The organism is Streptomyces sp. NPDC005774 (assembly GCF_042871645.1).
GTDB classification, from domain to species: domain Bacteria; phylum Actinomycetota; class Actinomycetes; order Streptomycetales; family Streptomycetaceae; genus Streptomyces; species Streptomyces pratens.
The window spans coordinates 19,791-38,649 of the sequence record NZ_JBIAIV010000024.1 but is presented as its reverse complement, the minus strand read 5'-3'; the positions used below and the strand labels follow the sequence as shown (position 1 = coordinate 38,649).

Genomic DNA, 18,859 nt, shown 5'->3' with positions numbered 1-18,859 from the left:
TGGACGGTGGGATGACGACGACCGGGGAGCACGGGCGGCACTTAGGACGTAGGGGCCGGCTGGAGCGCAAGGACCGGCAGAGGGGCCGAAGAGGGCTGTGGCGCCGCGCCCGGCCGCCCCGGACGGCCAGGCCCTCGGCGGGCGTCCCGGCCCTCCCGGAGTATTCGGCCCTCCCGGAGTACGGCGTCAGGGGCATGCCGGACACCCCGGTGCCACCAGGGGCGCCGGTGCCACCGGTGCCACTGGGGTCGCCGGTGCGGCCGGTGAACGGCAGCCGCCCTGCAAGGCACCGAGGAGCCCTCCACCCACCCGCACCGGATGTCGACCTCCAGATCAACGCCCTCCAGGCCCTGTGCCGGCAGGTGTTCGGCTTCCGGCTGGCGATGATCGCGCTCGCCGCCCCCGCCGCCCTCCTCAACGCGGGGCCGGGCTGGGGAGTGCGCCTGGTCGGCATCGCGGTCGTGGTCACCTTCATGGCGTCCTACGTCCTCGTACGGGACTGGGAACGCTTCGGCCCCCTCCTCCTGCGCCACCCCAGCCTGCTCGCCGTGGACACCCTCTTCGGCTCCCTCCTCCTCGTCTCCGCCGGCCCCGACAGCCTCCTCGCCTACGCCGGCGTCTGCACCCCGCTCCTCGCGGGTCTGGTCTACGGCTGGCGGGGAGCGGCGGTGTTCGCCTCCCTCCAGGGCCTGATCCTGCTCCTGGCCCACGCGACCCTGGCGGACCCGCACACGCAGCTCACGGAGACACTGTTCCTGCCGGGCCTCTGCGTCATCACGGGCGCGGTCGGCTCCAGCCTCCGCAACCTCATGCTCCGCTTCGGCACGGCCACCCGGGCCCTGACCACGGTCCAGGCCCGCCTGGCCGCCACGGAGGCGGTCAGCGAGGAACGCGCCCGCCTGGCCCGCGAGATGCACGACTCGGTGGCGAAGACCCTGTACGGCGTCGCCCTGGCCGCCGACGGCCTCGCCGGTTCGGCGAACGCCGGCCACGTGAACGTCCCGCTGGTACGGCAACAGGCGGAACTGGTCGCACGCTCGGCCCGCAGAGCCGCCGCCGAGTCCCGCGAACTCCTGGCGGACCTGCGCGGCGAACCGCCCCGGGGCGCGACGGGGGGTACGGGCACGGGAGTGGGTGAGAGCACGGGTGCGGGAACGAGAGAGAAGACGGATCCGGGAACGAACACGGGAACGAACACGGGAACGGACACGGGAACGGACACGGGAACGGACACGGGGCAGAGTGTGGACCTGTTGGCCGAACTGGCACGCTGCACAAGCGACTTCAGTGCCCGTACCGGCCTCCCGGCGGCATTCGGCCGGACCGGCGACAACACGGCCCCGTTGCACCGTCCCGCCATGGTCCCCCTCCCGGTGGCCCGCCACGTCCTCACCATTGTCGGAGAGGCCATGGAGAACGCCCATCGCCACGCCTGCCCGACCCGGGTCGCCGTCGGCGCGGGCGTCCACGGCGGCCTGCTCCGCGTCATCGTCCACGACGACGGCCGCGGCCTCCCGCCCGGCACGAACCTCGAACAACTCCGCAAGGACGGCCACTTCGGCCTGGTCGGCATGGTCGAGCGCGCGGCGGCGATCGGCGCCCGCATCCGCGTCGGCCGAGGCACCCAGCCGCGTGGCACCGAGGTCCGCCTGGAACTCCCCTTGGCGCCCGCCGGGCCACGCACAGGCACGTTCATGCCGGCGAAGGCGGCCCGATGACCCCGTACACCCACCCCCCCGTACACCCCCGAGAGGAGGCACCCCCGATGACACGGACGATGCCGAACCAGGCGCCCCCGGCCACCACGACCCTGCGGGTCCTCGTCGCCGACGACAACCCGGTGGTCCGCGCGGGCCTGACGGCCCTGCTCTCCGGCCGAGGGGGGATAAGGGTCGTGGCGGAGGCGGCGGACGGCAGGGAGGCCTGTGAGGCGGCCCGCGACCACCACCCGGACGTCATCCTCCTCGACGTCCGGATGCCGGGCATGGACGGCATCACAGCGCTCCCGTACCTGGTGCGGATCGCCCCGGTGGTGATGCTGACGTACAGCGGGGAGTCGGAGATCGTCGAGGAGGCACTGCGCAGGGGAGCGGGCGGGTACCTGGTCCACGGCGAGTTCACGGCGGACCAACTGGTCTCGGCGGTGAGGGACATCAGCCGCGGCCGCCCCCACTTCACCCCCACGGCGGCGGAAGCGCTGCTGGCCCAGCTCCGCAAGACACCCTCGGGCCCGCCCCTGCCGGAAGGCCTGGGAGGCCGCACGGATGCGACTGCATACGGACTTTCCGCGACGAAGCTGCCGCATATGAACCTCCAACAAGCAGCACCACCAGGCAGATTCGGCGCACCACGGCTCGCACCCCCACCTATTTCTTCACAAAACCTTTCGCAACTGCAACCGAATGTGGGACAGTCGTCGTCAGGGTGGACAAGTGGTCGTCCGGCTGCCGCTTTCGACAGGTCGAGGTTCCAGCTGAGCAGCAGGGAGGCGGAGATCATGAACCACATCGCATCCGGCATGAACAACCAGCAGATCGCCGCCACTTGTTTCATCAGCGAGAAGACGGTCAAGAACCACATCAACCGCATCTTCGCCAAGCTCCACAGCACCAGCCGTTCCGAAGCCGCCGCGAAGTGGCTCGGCACGGCCCCGGACTCCACACGAGAACTGGGGTGACCTGCGGTGACGTCAAGGGACGTGAGGTGGCGGACCGGCAACTGGGCCCGGGATTGGGCCCAGGGGCCCTCTGGTGCAACAGGAAAATCGCCGTACGTTGCTGATATCGAATGCGGCACCCTGAAGGAAGCCGCAACCGCGTCAGCCGGAGGGGAACACCATGAGCAACTGGATCAACACCACGGTCACCTACCTCCAATCCCGCACCGCCCGCAACGACAGGGGCCAGACGGCGGTGGAGTACCTGGGCATCATCGCGGTGGTGGTAGCGATCGTGCTGGCGATCACGGGGACGAGCATCGGTCAGACGATTTTCGACGCGATCACAACCAAAATCGGCGAGGTCACCGGAGGCTGATGCGGTCCCGCAAGCACGGCGATGCAGGGCAGGCTTTCCCTATTTACATCACGGTGGTGGGGGGCCTGCTCTTTCTCGCGTTCGCGTACTTGGCGGTCGGGCAGGCAGCGGCCAACAGAAACGGTGCTCAGACGGCCGCGGACGCGGCCGCACTTGCTGCGGCTCAGGACAGGCGTGACCAACTAACGGGCGCCTGGGTCGAGGACCTTCTCGATCCGACCGAGTGGCAGGCGATCTTCCACGGCAGTGCCGAAGGGCTCGACGATTCGTGCTGGCGCGCACAGCAACTCGCGGCGCAGAATGACGCGGCTGTCCAGGGGTGTGAACTGGACGGTCTACTGGGCTACACGGTCGAGGTCGAGACGACCGACACCGTGGGGGACTCCATTGTGCCCGGCACCGAGAGCATGAAGTCGAAGGAAACGGCCACTGCGGTGATCGATCCTCGTTGCGCCTTCGATGCCCTGGCAGAGGATGCTCCCGAGGACACACTGCCGCTGCTCACCTGCAAGGGCGAAGAGTGGGAACTGGATCCGAAGGGTCCAGTGGAACTCCTTCCCCAGCCCGAGGACCTTTTCGATGTCCACCTGGCCGACTGACCAACGAACGACGAGTGACTAAGGAAGCAGTGGGATGAGTATTCGGTTCGCAACGAAGGCCCGGAGGGGGATGGTCGCGCTCACCGTTGCGGCCGGACTGTCCCTCGGTGTGGTCGGCTGCGGAGGGGGTGAGGACGACGACAAGGGGGCGGCGGCCACGGCTTCCGCTTCCAAGGGCAACGGTTCTGCTCCAAGTGCCCAGGAGGAACAGGCGGACGATCCCATCGCCGAACTAAGGGGGTCGGACGGGCTGATTCTGCAGGTCACTTCTGCAGAACGTGATGCTGGAGGCTTCGTCACTGTGAACGCGTTTTTGAAGAACGACGGTGCCAAAAGCGTTACGGTTCCCGCTGCACTGAGTGGCAACGAAACCGAGATTGTGCGAAACGGCCGGTCGCTCGGTGGCGCCACTTTGGTCGACTCGAAAAGCAAGAAGCGTTTCTACGTACTGCGCGACACTGAAGGTCGCCCACTGACGACGACAGGCTTCTCGGCAATCAAGGCCGGTGAGAGCCTCTCCGTTTTTATGCAGTTCCCCGCGCCGCCCGCAGATGCATCCGAAGTCACCTTCCAACTGCCGACGTTCGCCAGCGGCACCATCCAGATCTCTGGGTGAGGCAGACCATGACACGTACCCACCTGAGTCCGGTACAGCCAAGGTTCTCCTTGGTCGTCGCTACTACCACCGTCCTGCTGGCCACCAGCCTCTACGGCGCCACCAGTGCTACCGCCGCCGACGATCCCAGCGTCCCCCCGGGCACCGAAGCCACCGCCTCCGCACCCGTCGAACTCGACCCCAACGACCCGGACCTGAAGCTCCCGGACGGCGCCACCCTCGCCGAACCGAAGGTCCTGGACATCAAGCAGGTCGTCGAGGAGCAGAGCGGTGACGAGCGCCGCGAGGACACCAATGCGGAGGTGACGTTCGCGCTGCAGGCCGAGGTGCTGTTCGGCAAGGACAGCGCGAAGCTCGGCGCCCAGGCGAAGGTCCGTATCGGCGCGATCGCCGAGGAGATCAAGAAGCAGAACGCGACGAGGATCCGCGTCTTCGGCTTCACGGACAACCTGGGCTCCTCGGCCCACGGCGACGCCCTGTCCCGCAAGCGCGCGAACGCCGTGCACACCATCCTGGGCCAGGAGCTCAACGACCCCAACGTCACCTACGAAGTACGTGGATACGGCGAGCAGTACCCGATCGCCGACAACTCCACGGAGGCCGGCCGCAAGAAGAACCGCAGGGTCGAGATCTCGTTCCCCCGCACAGCGAGCTGACGGCCTGGGCCCCGGCCATCGCCCGCACTGTAGGGTCTCAAAACTCGCTGCATAATCTCAGCGAGAACTGCACGAAGGCGGCACTTGTGTCGCCCCGGGTCTGTACTGGTCGGCGACGACCAGGCGGCATGTCGGGTTCGAGTCGTGGCTGGAGCGTGATTGCGCGATCTTGATGGATTTCGATCCGCAGGTCGTGGGGTTCGCCTCGCAGCCGTTCTGGCTGTTCTGGCTGTTCTGACGTGATGAGGCGTCGGGCCGGGGCGGTCGCACGTGTCGGACTTCTTCGCGCGGGCAGCGGAGGGGACCGTCGACTCGATGTTCTGAGCGAGGACCCGTTCGGTGATCCCCACCGTCCCTCCGAAGCCAGGATCGAACTGGTCGCCTCTCCCGAAGCTGTCGTTCCCACCGGCTTGTTCGCCTCACCACGCTGGCGAAACCACCCCCAACCGCCCGCCGAAGCAGCGCGGCGTCTCGCCATCACTCCCGATCACCTGCCCTTGTTGACGATCACGTAGTGCCCCCGAGGGCCGGCTGATGGGCTTTCGGGCGGAGCTTCCCTCTGGCCGCGAGCGGAAAACCGTTCGACGGGCCGGGCCGGAGTCGTCATGATCCGCACTCGTGACGACTCCGAAGCAACTCCTGGTCCGGGCCGCTGCCCACAACAACGCCGAGTGGTGCGCAGCGATGAGCCGATCACACGGCTTGGCAGGCGAGTTCGGGGCGCAGGCGTGGACCGCTCCGTCTCGCACGCCGCTCTACTACCCCGACGCGGTGACGCTGGTGCCGGGCGCCGACCGGACCGCGCTGGCAGCCCGGATCGACACCACCGCACCCGGCGCCTCCATCAAGGACAGCTTCGCCGACCTCGACCTGACGGAGGTGGGCTTCCAGATGCTGTTCGAAGCGCAGTGGATCCACCGCCCGGCGAGTAGACCCGCCCCCGCGTCGGACCTCGGCTGGGATGTGGCGGGCGACCCGGACACGCTGCGGGCCTGGGCGCTGGCCTGGGACGACGGGAACGGCAACGCGGACCTCTTCCGGCCCGAACTGCTCGACGACCCCGCCACCTGGGTGCTCGCCGGACGGTCAGCCGACGGCCGGGTGATCGCCGGCGCGGTGGCCAGCCTCAGCGACCACATGGTCGGAATCTCCAATGTCTTCGCACTGGACGGCGGTCCTGACGCGGCCTGGCCGGTCGTGCTGGACGCAGTGAACTGGCTGTTCCCCACCCTGCCGGTGGTCGGCTACGAACAGGGCGACGACCTGGCGGCAGCCGTCCGCCATGGCTTCGAGCCGGTAGGTCCGCTGCGGATCTGGCTGCACGGCCAGTAACCCGACCGCTCCAGGGCCGCACGCCGCCATCGCGACCATCATCCCCATGAAAAGGCGTGACCGTCGACACGGCTTCACCGACCCGGAAAACGCCGCTTTCGGCGAGAACTCCGGGTGGAGACATCTCGCCGTCCCTGGCACAACCCAGCTCAGAACGCATCAGCGTCGTCATGATCGACGAGGCACGTGCCGGACATCGTCACCACGTCCTCTGAAGCATCCCGACAAGCACGGCAGAAATCCCACTTCTGTCTGTCATACGTCGGGTTTGTCCTGGTCGGCGGAGATCGCTTGCCGGTGTGAGAGCGTGATGCGGCGCCGGACCGGGTCGATGTCCAAGATCTTGACCAGTAGAGCGTCGCCGACGTGGAGGGCGGGATGCGAACTGTCCGAGGGCCCGTCCGCCAGTTCGGAGGTGTGGACCAACCCCTCGAAACCGTTCTCCACCTCTTCAATGCGTACGAACGCGCCGAACGGCACGAGCTTGGTGACGCGGCCGACGATGGTCTGGCCGATCCGCCCGGCCAGCAGTGGCATCGGATCTTCGGTCAGGGCCTTGAGTGACAGTGAGACGCGTTCGCGGATGGGATCGACGTCGAGAATTTCGGCGCTGATCTCCTGACCGACGGCAACGACGTCGGAGGGGTGGCTGAAGGGACGCCATGACAGCTCGGGGATATTGATCATCGCCTCGAAGCCGCCGATGTCCACAAAAGTGACCCGGAAATCGGCGATCCGGGTCACCCGGCCGGTGACGATCTCACCTCGGTGAAGAGTCTTGAGGAAGGCCCATTTCCGGGTGCTCGGGGTGGGGTCGATCTCCCAGCGAGCCCGTACCACTCCGTTACTGTCGGGCAGGACGGCGGCGAGCAGTGGGACGCGTTCTTCGGCGTACATGGACAGGATCATTGCGGCGGAAGCGCCGGAGAGACGGGCGGTCAGCTCCGGGAACTCGTCCTCGTCGGCGCTGGCGCTGTGCATCCGCCCATCCCTGTCCTGCCAGACACACTCGACGTGGCCCTCGGCGGGGAGCGTGGCGAGGACCGCGTCGATGTCGGAGGACAGGTCCGGCCATATGGCCATCCGGGCTCGGGGAGCGAGCCCGGCGCGGACCGTGTCGATGTTGTCGGGGGTGAGGCGGTGCCATCGCTCGGAGTTGTAGGCGTACTGCTCTTCCAGGACTCTGGCGTTGCTCCCATGCATCGACCAGCGCAGATGGGCCCAGAATTCGTCGTCGGCCGGCCGCTGGGGGCCTTCGTCCTCGGCTTCGAAGGCGTACGGAGAGGCGTCGGTCCGTTCCGGGAACAACCCGAGCGCGCGGGTCCGGGCCACCGCGGTTTCGCAGGGCCGGCTGCTGCCGATGTACATGTACTGGTCCCAGCCCACGTGCACGGCGAAGGTGTCCTCCACCTCCAGCCGACACCAGGCGCCACCGTCGCGCAGCATGACCCGTACAAGATCCATCGCGGTACCGACCGACACCTCCGCACCGTCGTGGAAACCATCCGGCCCAGTCGGGAAGAGACCGTCCAGCCCGAAGCCGTCCATCGGCGGCTCCAGCCCGAAGCTCACGAATGGCACCGGGAGGTGCGGCTCGCGCACGGCCAGGTGCTCGATGCCGGTGTCTGAGGCGAACGCCTCGATCGCTTGAAGGTAGGCACCCTCGACCTGGCCGTGGTCGCTGACCGTGTCCTCGGCACCGGTGTAGTGGCCGTGTTCATCACGGTCGGCGGGGTCGTACTTGGTAACGCGATAGACGTAGGGCAGCACGCCCCCATCTTCCAGCATGGTTCGGACGCGGCCCTGCGCAATGCCATTACGCACGGAGGGGCCAAGCACTCAGGCCGCGAATTCCGAGCCGATGTTGTTCCACATGAAGTCGCTCCTCCAGTCCGTCCTGCCGGCAGCCCAGCCGAGCAAGGCGGTCAGGACCTTCTCCTGGGAGATGGTCCGTGTCTGATAGTGCTCGGCTTCTACGCCGTCCCGGAACTCGAGTTGGTACGTGGGTCTGGAAGGCCGCCCGTCAGCACATCGCCGCCCGTCCGCCATGAGCGCCAAAGCGGTCGTGAGGAAATGCCACTTGTCCTGAGACAAGAGCCCCGGCCACTGCGTGAGACAACCTGAGAAACAGCTGGTCAGCGCGACGTCCTATGACGTGTGCCGCGAGACCCTACATCTCGGCCCCGATCTCAAGCCAGGGATCGGGGTTTCTCAGGTGCCCCAGTGCCCCAGTGCCCCAGACAGGCCAGAGGGACCGTGCGGTCGGCGCACACCCGACGTGTCAGCAGGAATCCACGATCAGGTGTTGCGGCGACCGATTGAATCCACCACAACGCGTTCCACGCCGTCCGTGCGTCGTTTCCCCGCCGCTCCCCCTCTGTTGGCCATGCCTGGCTACTCTCCCCTCGCCCGGTCCGGTACAGGAGAGGTACGTCCATGAGCACCCCGGTCCACCGCACCTCACCTCGGCAGTCCGTGGCTGCCCTGGCGTCGACCCGGCAGCGCCGGGACCGGAGCCGGGCAGGGAGTCCGTCCGGAAACCCGGCGGAGCGAGCCCTCTTGGAGATCCAGTCCAGCGCCGGTAACCGAGCCGCGACCGCGGCGGTGCAGCGCGCCAGGGGCGCGGCGAAAGGGAAGGCACCGGAGAACGGCAACGCGGCCGCCGGATCGAAGAGTTATCGCGACCGGATCGCCGCGATCCTCGACAGGCTCAAGAAGAATCTCGAATTGATCGACACCTTCGTCAAGGGCGCCCACGTCCCCGCCAACGCGGGCTTCTCCCAGCAGGCCTCCGCCACAGTCAACGACGGCCTCAAACATTCCGCCGGCTCCTCGGGGACCGCCGCCGCGTCGGAGAACCTCGTCACGGAGACCGCCGGCGCCGTGCTCAGTGGCATGGAGGCGGCCAAAGCCAGGAAGGACGCCAAGAAGCACAAGAAAGGGGCCGCCTTCCACACCGCGGGCAAGAAGGCCGGCTCAAAAGGGGCTGACGCGGTCGTCGGTGCCGCCGGCGCGGGAAGCTACGTCCTCGGTATCGCCAAGGAGCTGACCAAGGTCCAGAAGGCGGCACACGCCATGACAGCGGCCGAGGCGAGCGGTATCGGATCCGGTGTCGTCGGCGCGGTGAAGGGCGGCCGTGCCGCGAGCCGCTTCGGGCTGACGGCCCGCAAATACCATGCCCTGAAAGGGCTCGGAAAGTCCGACCACATCGCCGAGGAGGCACTGGTCCGGCTGAACCAGGCGCGGAATGACGCCGAATGGGCCGCGGCCGAGGCATACGTCGCGCTGGATGCCCACTGGGACCACGAGGACGAGGGCCGGCTGGAGCGCGTTTCCGAGGCCATCGATGTGGCCTGGGCGGCGATGGGTGAGGCCCGTGACGCCGCCAGGGACGTCCGGCGTGCCGAAGACGTGAACACGATGAACACGGTGCACACGTACGCGCTCGGCAAGCAGCGCAACAAGATGGGCAAGCAGGCGTTCACCGCCGTGGGCGAGACCACCAAAGCCGCGGGCGGCATCGTGACGGCGGTCGCCGCCACAGCGGGAGGAGCCGGGCTGGCGAGCAACCCGGTCGGCTGGGGCCTCGCCGCGGGTGCGGCCGGCCTCATCTTCGGCGTCACCGCCTACAGGGCGGGCCGCGCGGGCAAGAAGCGCTACGACGGGGCCCGCCACCCTGAACGCTGGGCGGCGGAGGGAGAGACCTCGGCGGAGCCCGCCTCCCGCGAGGATGCGCTGAAGGAGGGCCTGAAGTTCTGGAAGAAGGTGGAGAACGGTGAACGCCAGGCCATGGCGCGTAAAATCTACGGACTGGCGGCGGGTGCTGACATCCAGGGGAGTGGCGACACGACGGCCGAAATGCGGGGCTCGGCCAGAGCCCTCCTCATCGCTCTCAAAGCAGGCCCCACCCACCACCGGCTGACCCCCGACGAGTGGGCAGAATCTCTCAACGACCCTGCGAAGACCGCCGCTTGGGTCAAGGAGATAGCAGAACAGCTGTCCTCGGCGTGACCGGGACGCACTACCGCGCCCGGCAGCGCGAGATCGGAACGCGGCGGCGAAGGCTGCCGGTGGGCCACGTGCGAGTACGGGCCAAGAGCCTGCCGCAACGACCCGGTGTACATCTTTGGCAGTCAGGCTCTGCGGGCTCACAGGTCGTGCCGGCGGACGGCGACCACAGCGACGACTGCTGCGGTGAGGGGCCAGGCCGCGTACACGATCCACGACCCGCTGATGGTCGCCGGGTAGGGGGCCGATCCGAAGGGGTCGCCCATCTGCACCAGTCGTTCCCACGCACTGCGGGGCAGCGCGTGAAGGATTCCGGACGACCAGCGGTAGCGGTCGCTGAGGAGGAACGGCAGCAGCAGCAGAATGCCGGTGAACGTCACGAGGGTGGCTGCCGTGTGCCGGATGAGGGCGCCGAGGCCCATGCCGACGAGCGCGCACACCGGAGCGAGCAGGGCGGACGCCGCGACGGCGCGGAGCGCGCCGGGGTAGCCGAGGGACAGGCCGATACCCCGACCGGACAGAATGGCCTGTGTCACGCCGAACGAGGTTGCCGCGACGACCGTGCCGTAGACGAGCATGACTGCCGTCACGACGGCCATCTTGGCCGCTACGACCGATCGGCGGGCCGGTACCGCCGCGAAAATCGTGCGGATCTGTCCGCTGCTGTACTCGCCGACGATCGTGAGGGCGCCGATGCTGCCGGTGGCGAGTATCAGGACCATGCAGGCGCCGATGGTGAAGGCGTCCCGCATGGCCCAGATCGGAACGAAGAGGGCCCGGATCCCTTCGTTGTAGGTCGGCCAGTTGTTGTAGTCCGCGACGGCCGCGCTGATGTTGATGGCGATGATGATCAGCGCGCTGGCCCCGAACGCCCAGGAAATGGACCGCAGCGACCAGAGCTTGATCCACTCGGCGGCGAGGAGGTCCCGGAAGCGGGCGTCGGGCTCGGCGGCGCGCACGGCGGTCGAGACGGACGTCTGCTGTGTGGTGGTCGAGGTCATCGGGATTCTCCTGCGAGGTATTCGACGCTGTCGGCGGTGAGTTCCATGAACGCCTCCTCCAGTGAGGAGGTGCGGGGGGCCAGCTCAAGGAGCACGATGCGGTGGTGGGAGGCGAGTTCCCCGATGCGGGCCGCGCTCAGGCCGGTCACGGTGAGCAACCCCTGTGCGCCCGAGCCGTCCGGCTGTACCGAAGCGCCCTCGGCTTCGAGCACAGCTGCCAGCGCGATGGGGTCGGGCGTCCGCACGGTCACGCTCTGACGGGTGCCGCGGGCCGCGAACTCCGTCACGCTCTCGTCGGCGATCAGCTCGCCCCGGCCGATGACGATCAGGTGCTCGGCGGTGTTCTGCATCTCGCTCATCAGGTGGCTGGAGACGAACACGGTGCGCCCCTCGGCGGCCAGTCGCCTGAACAGGCCGCGTACCCATCGCACGCCCTCCGGGTCCAGGCCGTTGACCGGCTCGTCGAACAACAGCACCGGAGGGTCGCCGAGCAGCGCCGTGGCAATGCCGAGCCGCTGCCTCATACCCAGGGAGAACCCGCCGATGCGGCGCCGGGCCGCAGGAGTCAGCCCCACTTCCTCAATGACCTCGTCCACCCGGCGCCGAGGGATGCCGTTGCTGCGGGCCAGGGCGGACAGATAGGCCACTGCGCTGCGACCGCCATGCACGTCATGGGCGTCGAGCAGGGCACCGGCATGACGCAGGCCGCGCGGGTGGTCCCGGAACAGGTGACCGTCGATGGTGGCGGTGCCGCTGGTGGGTTCGGTCAGGCCGAGGAGCATCCGCAGCGTGGTGCTCTTGCCGGCACCGTTGGGACCGAGGAATCCGGTGACGTGCCCGGGGCGCACGGTGAAGGTCAGTCCGTTGACGGCAGTGGTCTTGCCGTATCGCTTGGTCAGTTCGTTGACTTCGATCACCCGGCCAACGGTGCCGGGGGGAACGTCCGTCCGGCATCGGCCCGTCGGCTGCACTCGCGGGAGGGCTTGTATCCCGTGGGCGTACGCCCACGGGTCAATGTTCCGCCACTGGTCAGGCGATTACGATCGCCCCATGTCCGCCAAGCCGCGTCCCCTGCTGTCCTGGCACCTGCGGCCGGCCGCGCGGGCGGCACTGGCCTGGTGCGGGGCGATCGCCTACCCCTTCGCACTGTTCTTCGCGGCACGCGGCACACCCTTCGACTCACCCGGCTTGCCCTCCGTCTCGGCGGCCGCGGTCACGGTCCTGCCTCTCGGACTGCTGCGCCGCCGCCCACTGCCGGCCCTTGCGCTGATGCTCCTGGGTACGTACGTCACGGCGACGACAACCCCGTTCTGGCAGGTCGTGTATCTGCTGGTTCTGGCGAACGATCTCGCCGTCGGATACATCGTGGCCACCCGGCAGCGTCGCATCGCGGTCACCGCTGCCGTCATGACGCTCGGCGTACAGGTCGCCTTCGCGGCACGCCTCGGGACCGGGACGGACGGCTTCGCCCGCACGGTCGTGGTCCTCGTCCTCGCGCTCGCCGCCGCCTGGATGACCGGCCATTCGATTCGCGAACGCCGAGAGCACGCCGCGGCACTGCGCTCACAGACCGCCGCCCAGGCCGTCGCCGCCGAACGGCTCCGGATCGCCCGTGAACTGCACGACATGATCGCGCACAGCATCGGCGTCATCGCCATCCAGGCAGGCATGGGCCGCCGGGTCATCGACACACAGCCGGACGAAGCCCGCAACGCGCTGGCCACCATCGAAGACACCAGCAGGGAAACCCTCGCCGGGCTGCGACGTACCCTGGGCGCACTGCGCCGCGCCGAACCGGGCCCCGGGGCGGAGGCCGCGCCGCGCGAGCCTGCCCCGGGGCTGGCCGATCTCGACCGGCTGACCGCGTCGACGAGGGACGCGGGCGTCCATGCCGACGTGCGACGGCTCGGACAACGACGGCCCCTGCCCCCCGATATCGACCTGGCCGCCTTCCGGATCGTCCAGGAGGCCCTCACCAACGTCGTACGCCACGCGGACACCCCCGCCTGCCGCGTCACCATCGGCTATCAAGACGGCGAACTGGTCATCGAGGTCGCCGACGACGGCCGCGGCGGCCTCACCTCCGGCACCGGATACGGCATCACCGGAATGCGGGAACGCGTCACCCTGCTACGCGGCCAGTTTACCGCCGGGCCGCGACCCGAAGGCGGCTTTCGCGTGATGGCCCGGCTCCCCCTCTCCGAAGGAGTGCACATTTCATGACGGTCCGCGTCGTGCTCGCCGACGACCAGCCACTGGTCCGCAACGGTCTGCGCGTCCTGATGGCCGACGCCCCCGACATCGACGTCGTGGGAGAGGCCGGAACCGGCGCCGAAGCGGTCCAGCTGGTCCAGGACACCGAGCCCGACGTGGCAGTGATGGACATCCGCATGCCGGGCATGGACGGCATCGAGGCCACCGCGCTGATCACGGCAGCCGCTGGGGCGACGCGCGTCCTTATCCTCACCACGTTCGACGACGACGAGTACATCTATGGCGCGCTCCGAGCGGGTGCGAGCGGGTTCCTCGTCAAGGACATGGCACTGGACGACATCCTCGCGGCTATCCGCGTGGTCGCCGCCGGAGACGCCCTGATCGCCCCGAGCGTCACGCGCCGCCTGATCGCAGAGTTCGCCGCCCGCCCCGAACCCGCCCCGCATCCACGACCGGTCGGGAACATCACCGAGCGGGAACGCGAGGTACTGACCCTCGTCGGACGCGGCATGTCCAACAGCGAGATCGCCGCCCACCTCTACATCAGCGTGGCCACGGCAAAGGCACACATAGCGCGGCTACTCACCAAACTCGAAGCCCGCGACCGGGTTCAACTTGTCATCACCGCCTACGAGACAGGCCTGGTAACCCCATCTCGGTGAACATCAAGCACCTCAGTCGCCGAAGCTCGCCGGCCGAAGCGACGAGGCCCGAACTCTCATGAACGGTCCTTCGTCCGAGCAAGATCAAGGACGGGGCGCCGAACCCTTGATGATCTTGAATGAGTTCTCGGAACCCGTTCTCACTCAAAAATGAGAGCGACCCCCTCTGGTTCGCCGCTCGTCAACGGCACCCCACGGTGCAAAGTAGGCGTCGGCCCTCTGCACCCCCCGCCGGAACACCATTGTCCGTTTGCAGCAGCTTCGGGAGAACAGGCTCGATGGGGTCGCCGACTTCCTGGCGCACTACGAAGCCGATTGAGGAGGAGGCCGATCGGTCCGCCGGCCCCACCGTCCGAGCGGCCTACAGAAGGTGGTCGGCCTTGCCTGCCTTGATCTCGAGGATGAGGTCGCGGAGGGCTTCTCGGGTGTCGGTGAGGGGGGTGTCCTCCTGACCGGCGACGGCGATGTAGGCGTTGCCGTCGGTGTCGGTGCCTATGCGAAAGCAGTTGGCGCCCTCGGCGCAGAAGGGTTCTTCCCAGGTGATGTCTGCCATGTGGTGCTCCTCAGAGGTCGCTGGCGATGTTGTGGATGAAATCGCGTGAATCGGCCGACGAGAGCGACGCCTCTTCCATCCAATCCAGGTGAGCACGGTACTTGGCCAGTTGGGTCTGACCGTGAAGGAACTCTGGTCCGTGAGCCGAGTCCAGTTCCGCCGTGTCGAGTTGGGGTACTGCCGCCTCCGCATAGGTGAGACCCTGGCCGGCTCCGGGGAAGGCTCCGGCCTTGAAGCGGATCACCCGCACGTCGATGTTCGCGAGTTCTGAGAGGTCGCAGAGGTGGTCGAGCTGCGCGCGCATGGTCTTCGTGCCGCCGAACTCGACGCGCAGTGCGGCCTCGTGCACGTAGCCGACGTACGTGATCGGTGCTTCCCGGTGCAGGACCTGTTGACGCTGCATGCGATGCGCCACTCGCAGTTCGATCTCGGCCGGTGACAACGGTGGCAGGGCGGCGGCGAACAGCCTGCGTGCATAGGCGTCGGTCTGCAACAGGCCCGGCACATGCAGGGCCAGTCCGCCCCGGACTCGTCTGGCTCGCCACTCCATCTCGGCGATGTCCAGCAGTGCTGCGGGGAGTTGACCGCGATACGACTCCCACCAGCCCCGGGCCCGGTCGCCGGCCATGTCCGCGAGGGCCTCGACGTATTCCTCGTCGCGGCAGTCGTAGTTGCACGCGAGGGTCCGCAGACGTTCGGGAGTGATGGTCCGGACCCCTGCCTCGATATTGGAGATCTTCGCCCGATCGAGGCCGAGCAGCCCGGCGGCGTACTCCGTCGACACCTCTGCTGCGAGACGCATCTTCCGTAGTTCCGCGCCCAGTCGTCGCTGTCGTTGAGTGGGCGTTGCCCTCGGCGGCATCTGTCACTTCCTCCAATGGTCGCAGCGTCAGTCTGCCCCTTGTCGGTCCGGTAGGTCCACCCAGATGAGTGGCAAATTCAGCTGATGGGTGGCAATTTGCCACCATCGCCGCCTACTGTTGGCGATGCAGCAGTCGCGATCCGTGACGCTTGGAAGCGCATCACGCGAGCCCACCCGCACCCTCCTGCCCTGGGAGGGGTGTGCCCGCGTCAGGGAGACAGGCCACCGGCCGGACCGCGTCACAGACCAGTAAGCAGAAATCAGCAATCAGTCGTCAGTCCTCGGGAGTTGCCATGCCTGAACCCTCGTCCCTCTGTCCGATCGCCGCGCACGTCGACCGGCCGCCCGCCCCGCCTACCCCCGACACCCTCGCCTACAGCTTCACGCTCCCCGCCGCCCCGCGAAGCCCCGCGATCGCCCGCTCGGCGACGAGGACGATCCTGCGGGCCCACGGCCTGGACGACGTGATGGACGCGGCGGTACAGGTGGTGGGTGAACTGGTCGCGTGCTCATGCCGGTTGGCGCCCTCCGCCGAGGTGTACGTCTCCCTGCGGTACCGGGACGACGCCCTCCGCGTGGTTCTCTACGACGCCCACCCCCGCCACACGCACCCCCGGCTGCTCGCGGCCTGCGACGCCCGCCGCCGGGCGGCACTCCGTGTGCTGGCCTGTGTGGTCAAGGCCTGTGCGGGGGAGTGGGGCTTCGGGGACGCGCGGGAGCCGGGTGGCGGGACCCGGATGTGGGCGGTTCTCCCCAGGAGCGGTGCACGCGCGTACGCGGCGGGCGGTCCTCGGGGCTCCCGCTCGTGAAGTGCCGGGCGGCTGCCGCGACCAGGGCCTGATCAGGCCCGATTCAAGCGGAAAACCCTAGGCCGTGTCCGGGGATCATGAGGCCATAGGGTCTGACCGTGATTAACCTCCAGGTCCGAGGCGAGAACGGCACGATCGAGGCCCGCGCGAAGCACGGTGTGGTCTGGGGTCCTGAGCTGGCTGGTCTTGATCAGTCAGCATTTCCAATGCTGGGACACCTGTTGCCGTACGCGGACACCGTTTTCAACCACCGGCAGGTGTCCACCCTGTTGGAGGAGGTCCCGCGGCTGCCTGCAGGCGTGCTGACCGATGAGTTCGTGCGCGAGTTGATCGAACTGGGTCAAGTAGTTCTCGACGGGCAGGGCCTGTACCTGTGGTTCCTCGGGGACTGAGGCTGCAGGACTGCTCAGCCCCGGAGCCATAGCCGGACAGCCGCTAGGCGTGCGGCGTGGTGGGCGTCGCCCGCCCGGTATCGGGGTCGGGGTCGGAAGGGTTCGTCACCACGGTCACCCGCACTCCGCTCCGCAGCCCCCATCCCGCCATCGCCCCGGCCTCGGACTCGACGACATGCCGCGCCCGTACCCTCGGCAGTCCGAGCCGCCCCGGTGGCATGGTGCGTACGGCGATGACGCGGAGACGCCGGTCGAGATAGGCGACGTCGATGGGCATGCGCATACGGAAGGTGTGGATGCTGTTGGCGGGGGAGAGGAGCAGCGCGCCGTCGAGCGATGTCCGTCCTAACAGCCCCTTGGTACGGGCGCGGTAGGAGGCGGCGATCTCCAGGGGTACGCGCACGTCCGGTCGCCCCTCGTCACCCGGCACGACCAGCTCCCCGCGCCCGTCCCGCCATGCCACCGTCACCACCTCCACCCCGCCCCTTCTGTTCCTTCCCTCTATGGTCAGTTGTTGCGGAGGCGGGCCGCAAGGGCGGCCAGGGTCTGGGCGGTCTCGGTCAGGCTCGCCACGGCGGCGTCCAGGTCCGAGGCGAGGCGGGGCGCCGGGAGGCCGGCGGCGGGTGCGGAGGGGACGGGCGTACCCCGGTAGCCGATGGGGCCCTCGTTGTAGCGCTGGTAGTAGCCGGTGAACCCCTTGCCGGTGGGGGCTTCGATGAAGCGGACCCCGGTGAGCTGGGTCTCGTTGCCGCCGGAGTTGCGGGTGATGTCGAGGCGGTAGTGGCGGAAGGCGGGCATGTCGGCGTGGGGGCGCAGGAAGAACTCCCTCGTCTCGAAGCGGTCGGTGAACCGCTCGCCGATCCGTACGTCCAGGGGCGTCCAGGCATTGCCGTCGTGGGAGCCGAGGAGGGTCCAGTCGCGAGGGTCGCGCTCGGCGCAGTCGTTCGCGGACGTCAGGGTGTACGAGGTGATGGCGGCGGGACGGGCGAGGGTGAAGTCGAGCAGCGCGACGTCGTCGCCGGCCAGCCACTTGTCCCGGGACTCGTCGATGAGGTTCGCCGCGACCTCTCCCGCTTCCTCGAACTCGTCGCTCGTCTCGACGCCGGTGGTCTCGACCTCGTTCGACAGCGTGTGCAGCACGGCCACGCCGGAGTTGCCACGCTGGTCGCGCCAGGTCACCCGCTCGACGGGGGCGGGGCCGCCGTCGTCGACCAGGATTTGCAGGTCGTGGGAACGGTGCCAGCCGCCGCCCCAGCCCTCCTCGGTGCGGAAGCGGTGCAGGTGGTGCGAGCCGGAGATCGGGGCGTTCGGCATGCCCTCCGCGTACGGCCACCTGCCGGTGAGACGGCCCCGGTACTCGTACGCCGTACCGTCGGCGGCGCGGTGGACGCCGTGGAAGTCCGACATGTTGGACTGGAAGCTGATGGCCGTCTCGGTCCCGTCGTCGTCCTGCCAGCCGAGCTGCGCGGGCAGTGAGCGCTCGTCCCGGTCGATGTGGAACAGCAGCCGGGGAGCCGCCTGCCAGGGGCGGGACGAGGAGCCGTGGGCGGGGCGTCGCTCGGTCCGGTACGTGAAGACCGAGTCCTGAGCGGCCTGTGCGGTCCGCGCACGCTCGGAGCGGCCGCGCTCGCCGACGGGGTCCAGCGTGATCCGGTAGAGCCAGAACATGCTGCGGGCCTTGGCGGAGGAGCGTATCTCCAGGGTGTTGGTACCGGCCTTGAGTAGATGTCCGGGCACCGCGAAGACGTTGTCCTGCGGGAGGTCGCCGCCGCCGGGCACGGTGAGTCCCTCGGCCAGCGCCTCCCCCTGGAGCAGGACGTCGACGGGGGCGTAACCCGGCTCGGAGCCGAGCTTGGAGACGAGGGCGGTCATGGTGAGCGTCGCCTGAGGAATGTCCGCCGGATCCTCCACCTCGAACTCCAAGGTCACGGACCCACCCGCGCCGAGCGCCAGATGGGACCCGGCGAACCGGCCGTCCTCGTGCCGGACCTCGGCGTTGGCCAGCCGGGCCGGGTGGACGGAGAAGTCCGCGAAGGTGGCTTCCATACTCATGACAACAACTCCTGATGAGGCGTCAACAAAGTGAGATGCAGCGCGCGATGGCAACGAGCGCGCCACGG

General features: G+C 68.4%; 19 protein-coding genes and 1 pseudogene. 13 read left to right on the top strand and 7 right to left on the bottom strand.

Features of this window, described 5'->3' with window-relative positions; all coding sequences use genetic code 11:
* The first annotated feature begins 11 nt into the window (after positions 1–11).
* From ACFYQA_RS21770 to ACFYQA_RS21735, 8 genes and pseudogenes are all read left to right on the top strand, one after another.
* Positions 12–1,718: a sensor histidine kinase gene (locus tag ACFYQA_RS21770; RefSeq protein WP_388920187.1), complete on the top strand. Its 1,707-nt coding sequence runs from the start codon at positions 12–14 to the stop codon at positions 1,716–1,718.
* A gap of 47 nt (positions 1,719–1,765) precedes the next feature.
* On the top strand, positions 1,766–2,677 hold the full coding sequence (locus ACFYQA_RS21765; RefSeq protein ID WP_388920184.1) for a response regulator: 912 nt from the start codon (positions 1,766–1,768) through the stop codon (positions 2,675–2,677).
* A gap of 160 nt (positions 2,678–2,837) precedes the next feature.
* On the top strand, positions 2,838–3,035 hold the full coding sequence (locus tag ACFYQA_RS21760; protein WP_388920181.1) for a Flp family type IVb pilin: 198 nt from the start codon (positions 2,838–2,840) through the stop codon (positions 3,033–3,035).
* Positions 3,035–3,634 carry a pilus assembly protein TadG-related protein gene (locus tag ACFYQA_RS21755; protein WP_388920178.1) on the top strand — a complete coding sequence of 200 codons (600 nt, stop codon included), beginning with the start codon at positions 3,035–3,037 and terminating at the stop codon, positions 3,632–3,634. Before ACFYQA_RS21760 ends, ACFYQA_RS21755 begins: the two co-directional genes overlap by 1 nt.
* A gap of 34 nt (positions 3,635–3,668) precedes the next feature.
* Positions 3,669–4,250 carry a hypothetical protein gene (locus ACFYQA_RS21750; RefSeq protein WP_388920175.1) on the top strand — a complete coding sequence of 194 codons (582 nt, stop codon included), beginning with the start codon at positions 3,669–3,671 and terminating at the stop codon, positions 4,248–4,250.
* Between the two features lie 8 nt (positions 4,251–4,258).
* Entirely contained in the window at positions 4,259–4,906 is a 648-nt protein-coding gene (locus ACFYQA_RS21745; RefSeq protein WP_388920172.1) for an OmpA family protein, read from the top strand.
* Positions 4,907–5,000: 94 nt separating this feature from the next.
* Positions 5,001–5,135, top strand: a pseudogene (locus tag ACFYQA_RS21740) (transposase); the annotation flags it as partial.
* A 389-nt stretch (positions 5,136–5,524) separates the two neighbouring features.
* Complete coding sequence (locus tag ACFYQA_RS21735; RefSeq protein ID WP_388920169.1) at positions 5,525–6,238, top strand: hypothetical protein; 714 nt, start codon at positions 5,525–5,527, stop codon at positions 6,236–6,238.
* A 255-nt stretch (positions 6,239–6,493) separates the two neighbouring features.
* Here ACFYQA_RS21735 and ACFYQA_RS21730 read toward each other — a convergent pair whose 3' ends face one another.
* A complete protein-coding gene (locus tag ACFYQA_RS21730) occupies positions 6,494–8,026 on the bottom strand; it encodes a S1 RNA-binding domain-containing protein (RefSeq protein ID WP_388920166.1) in 1,533 nt (510 codons plus the stop codon).
* 648 nt (positions 8,027–8,674) lie between these two features.
* On the opposite strand from ACFYQA_RS21730, the gene ACFYQA_RS21725 reads away from it, so the two are divergent.
* The gene (locus ACFYQA_RS21725) at positions 8,675–10,249 is read left to right on the top strand and encodes a hypothetical protein (protein ID WP_388920163.1); all 1,575 of its coding nucleotides are present in this window, start codon (positions 8,675–8,677) and stop codon (positions 10,247–10,249) included.
* 137 nt (positions 10,250–10,386) lie between these two features.
* Here ACFYQA_RS21725 and ACFYQA_RS21720 read toward each other — a convergent pair whose 3' ends face one another.
* Together ACFYQA_RS21720 and ACFYQA_RS21715 are read right to left on the bottom strand one after the other, a co-directional pair.
* Entirely contained in the window at positions 10,387–11,247 is an 861-nt protein-coding gene (locus ACFYQA_RS21720; RefSeq protein WP_388920160.1) for an ABC transporter permease, read from the bottom strand.
* A complete protein-coding gene (locus ACFYQA_RS21715; RefSeq protein ID WP_388920157.1) occupies positions 11,244–12,164 on the bottom strand; it encodes an ABC transporter ATP-binding protein in 921 nt (306 codons plus the stop codon). The genes ACFYQA_RS21720 and ACFYQA_RS21715 overlap by 4 nt, the downstream gene beginning before the upstream one ends.
* A 133-nt stretch (positions 12,165–12,297) precedes the next feature.
* Between ACFYQA_RS21715 and ACFYQA_RS21710 the strand changes: the two genes are divergently transcribed.
* Positions 12,298–13,470 (top strand): sensor histidine kinase, encoded by a 1,173-nt coding sequence (locus tag ACFYQA_RS21710; protein ID WP_388920155.1) that lies wholly within the window; start codon positions 12,298–12,300, stop codon positions 13,468–13,470.
* On the top strand, positions 13,467–14,123 hold the full coding sequence (locus ACFYQA_RS21705; protein WP_388920152.1) for a response regulator: 657 nt from the start codon (positions 13,467–13,469) through the stop codon (positions 14,121–14,123). The genes ACFYQA_RS21710 and ACFYQA_RS21705 overlap by 4 nt, the downstream gene beginning before the upstream one ends.
* 361 nt (positions 14,124–14,484) lie before the next feature.
* Here the strand turns inward: ACFYQA_RS21705 and ACFYQA_RS21700 are convergent, their stop codons facing one another.
* Together ACFYQA_RS21700 and ACFYQA_RS21695 are read right to left on the bottom strand one after the other, a co-directional pair.
* Entirely contained in the window at positions 14,485–14,676 is a 192-nt protein-coding gene (locus ACFYQA_RS21700) for a hypothetical protein (RefSeq protein WP_388920149.1), read from the bottom strand.
* Between the two features lie 10 nt (positions 14,677–14,686).
* Positions 14,687–15,538, bottom strand: coding sequence for a helix-turn-helix domain-containing protein (locus tag ACFYQA_RS21695; RefSeq protein WP_388920146.1), 852 nt, complete (start codon positions 15,536–15,538; stop codon positions 14,687–14,689).
* A gap of 293 nt (positions 15,539–15,831) precedes the next feature.
* Between ACFYQA_RS21695 and ACFYQA_RS21690 the strand changes: the two genes are divergently transcribed.
* Together ACFYQA_RS21690 and ACFYQA_RS21685 are read left to right on the top strand one after the other, a co-directional pair.
* The gene (locus ACFYQA_RS21690; RefSeq protein WP_388920144.1) at positions 15,832–16,347 is read left to right on the top strand and encodes an ATP-binding protein; all 516 of its coding nucleotides are present in this window, start codon (positions 15,832–15,834) and stop codon (positions 16,345–16,347) included.
* A gap of 98 nt (positions 16,348–16,445) precedes the next feature.
* Complete coding sequence (locus ACFYQA_RS21685) at positions 16,446–16,739, top strand: hypothetical protein (protein WP_388920141.1); 294 nt, start codon at positions 16,446–16,448, stop codon at positions 16,737–16,739.
* Between the two features lie 43 nt (positions 16,740–16,782).
* Here the strand turns inward: ACFYQA_RS21685 and ACFYQA_RS21680 are convergent, their stop codons facing one another.
* A complete protein-coding gene (locus tag ACFYQA_RS21680; RefSeq protein WP_388920138.1) occupies positions 16,783–17,202 on the bottom strand; it encodes a DUF192 domain-containing protein in 420 nt (139 codons plus the stop codon).
* 44 nt (positions 17,203–17,246) lie between these two features.
* The gene (locus tag ACFYQA_RS21675; protein ID WP_388920136.1) at positions 17,247–18,791 is read right to left on the bottom strand and encodes an alpha-1,2-mannosidase; all 1,545 of its coding nucleotides are present in this window, start codon (positions 18,789–18,791) and stop codon (positions 17,247–17,249) included.
* Between the last annotated feature and the right edge of the window lie 68 nt (positions 18,792–18,859).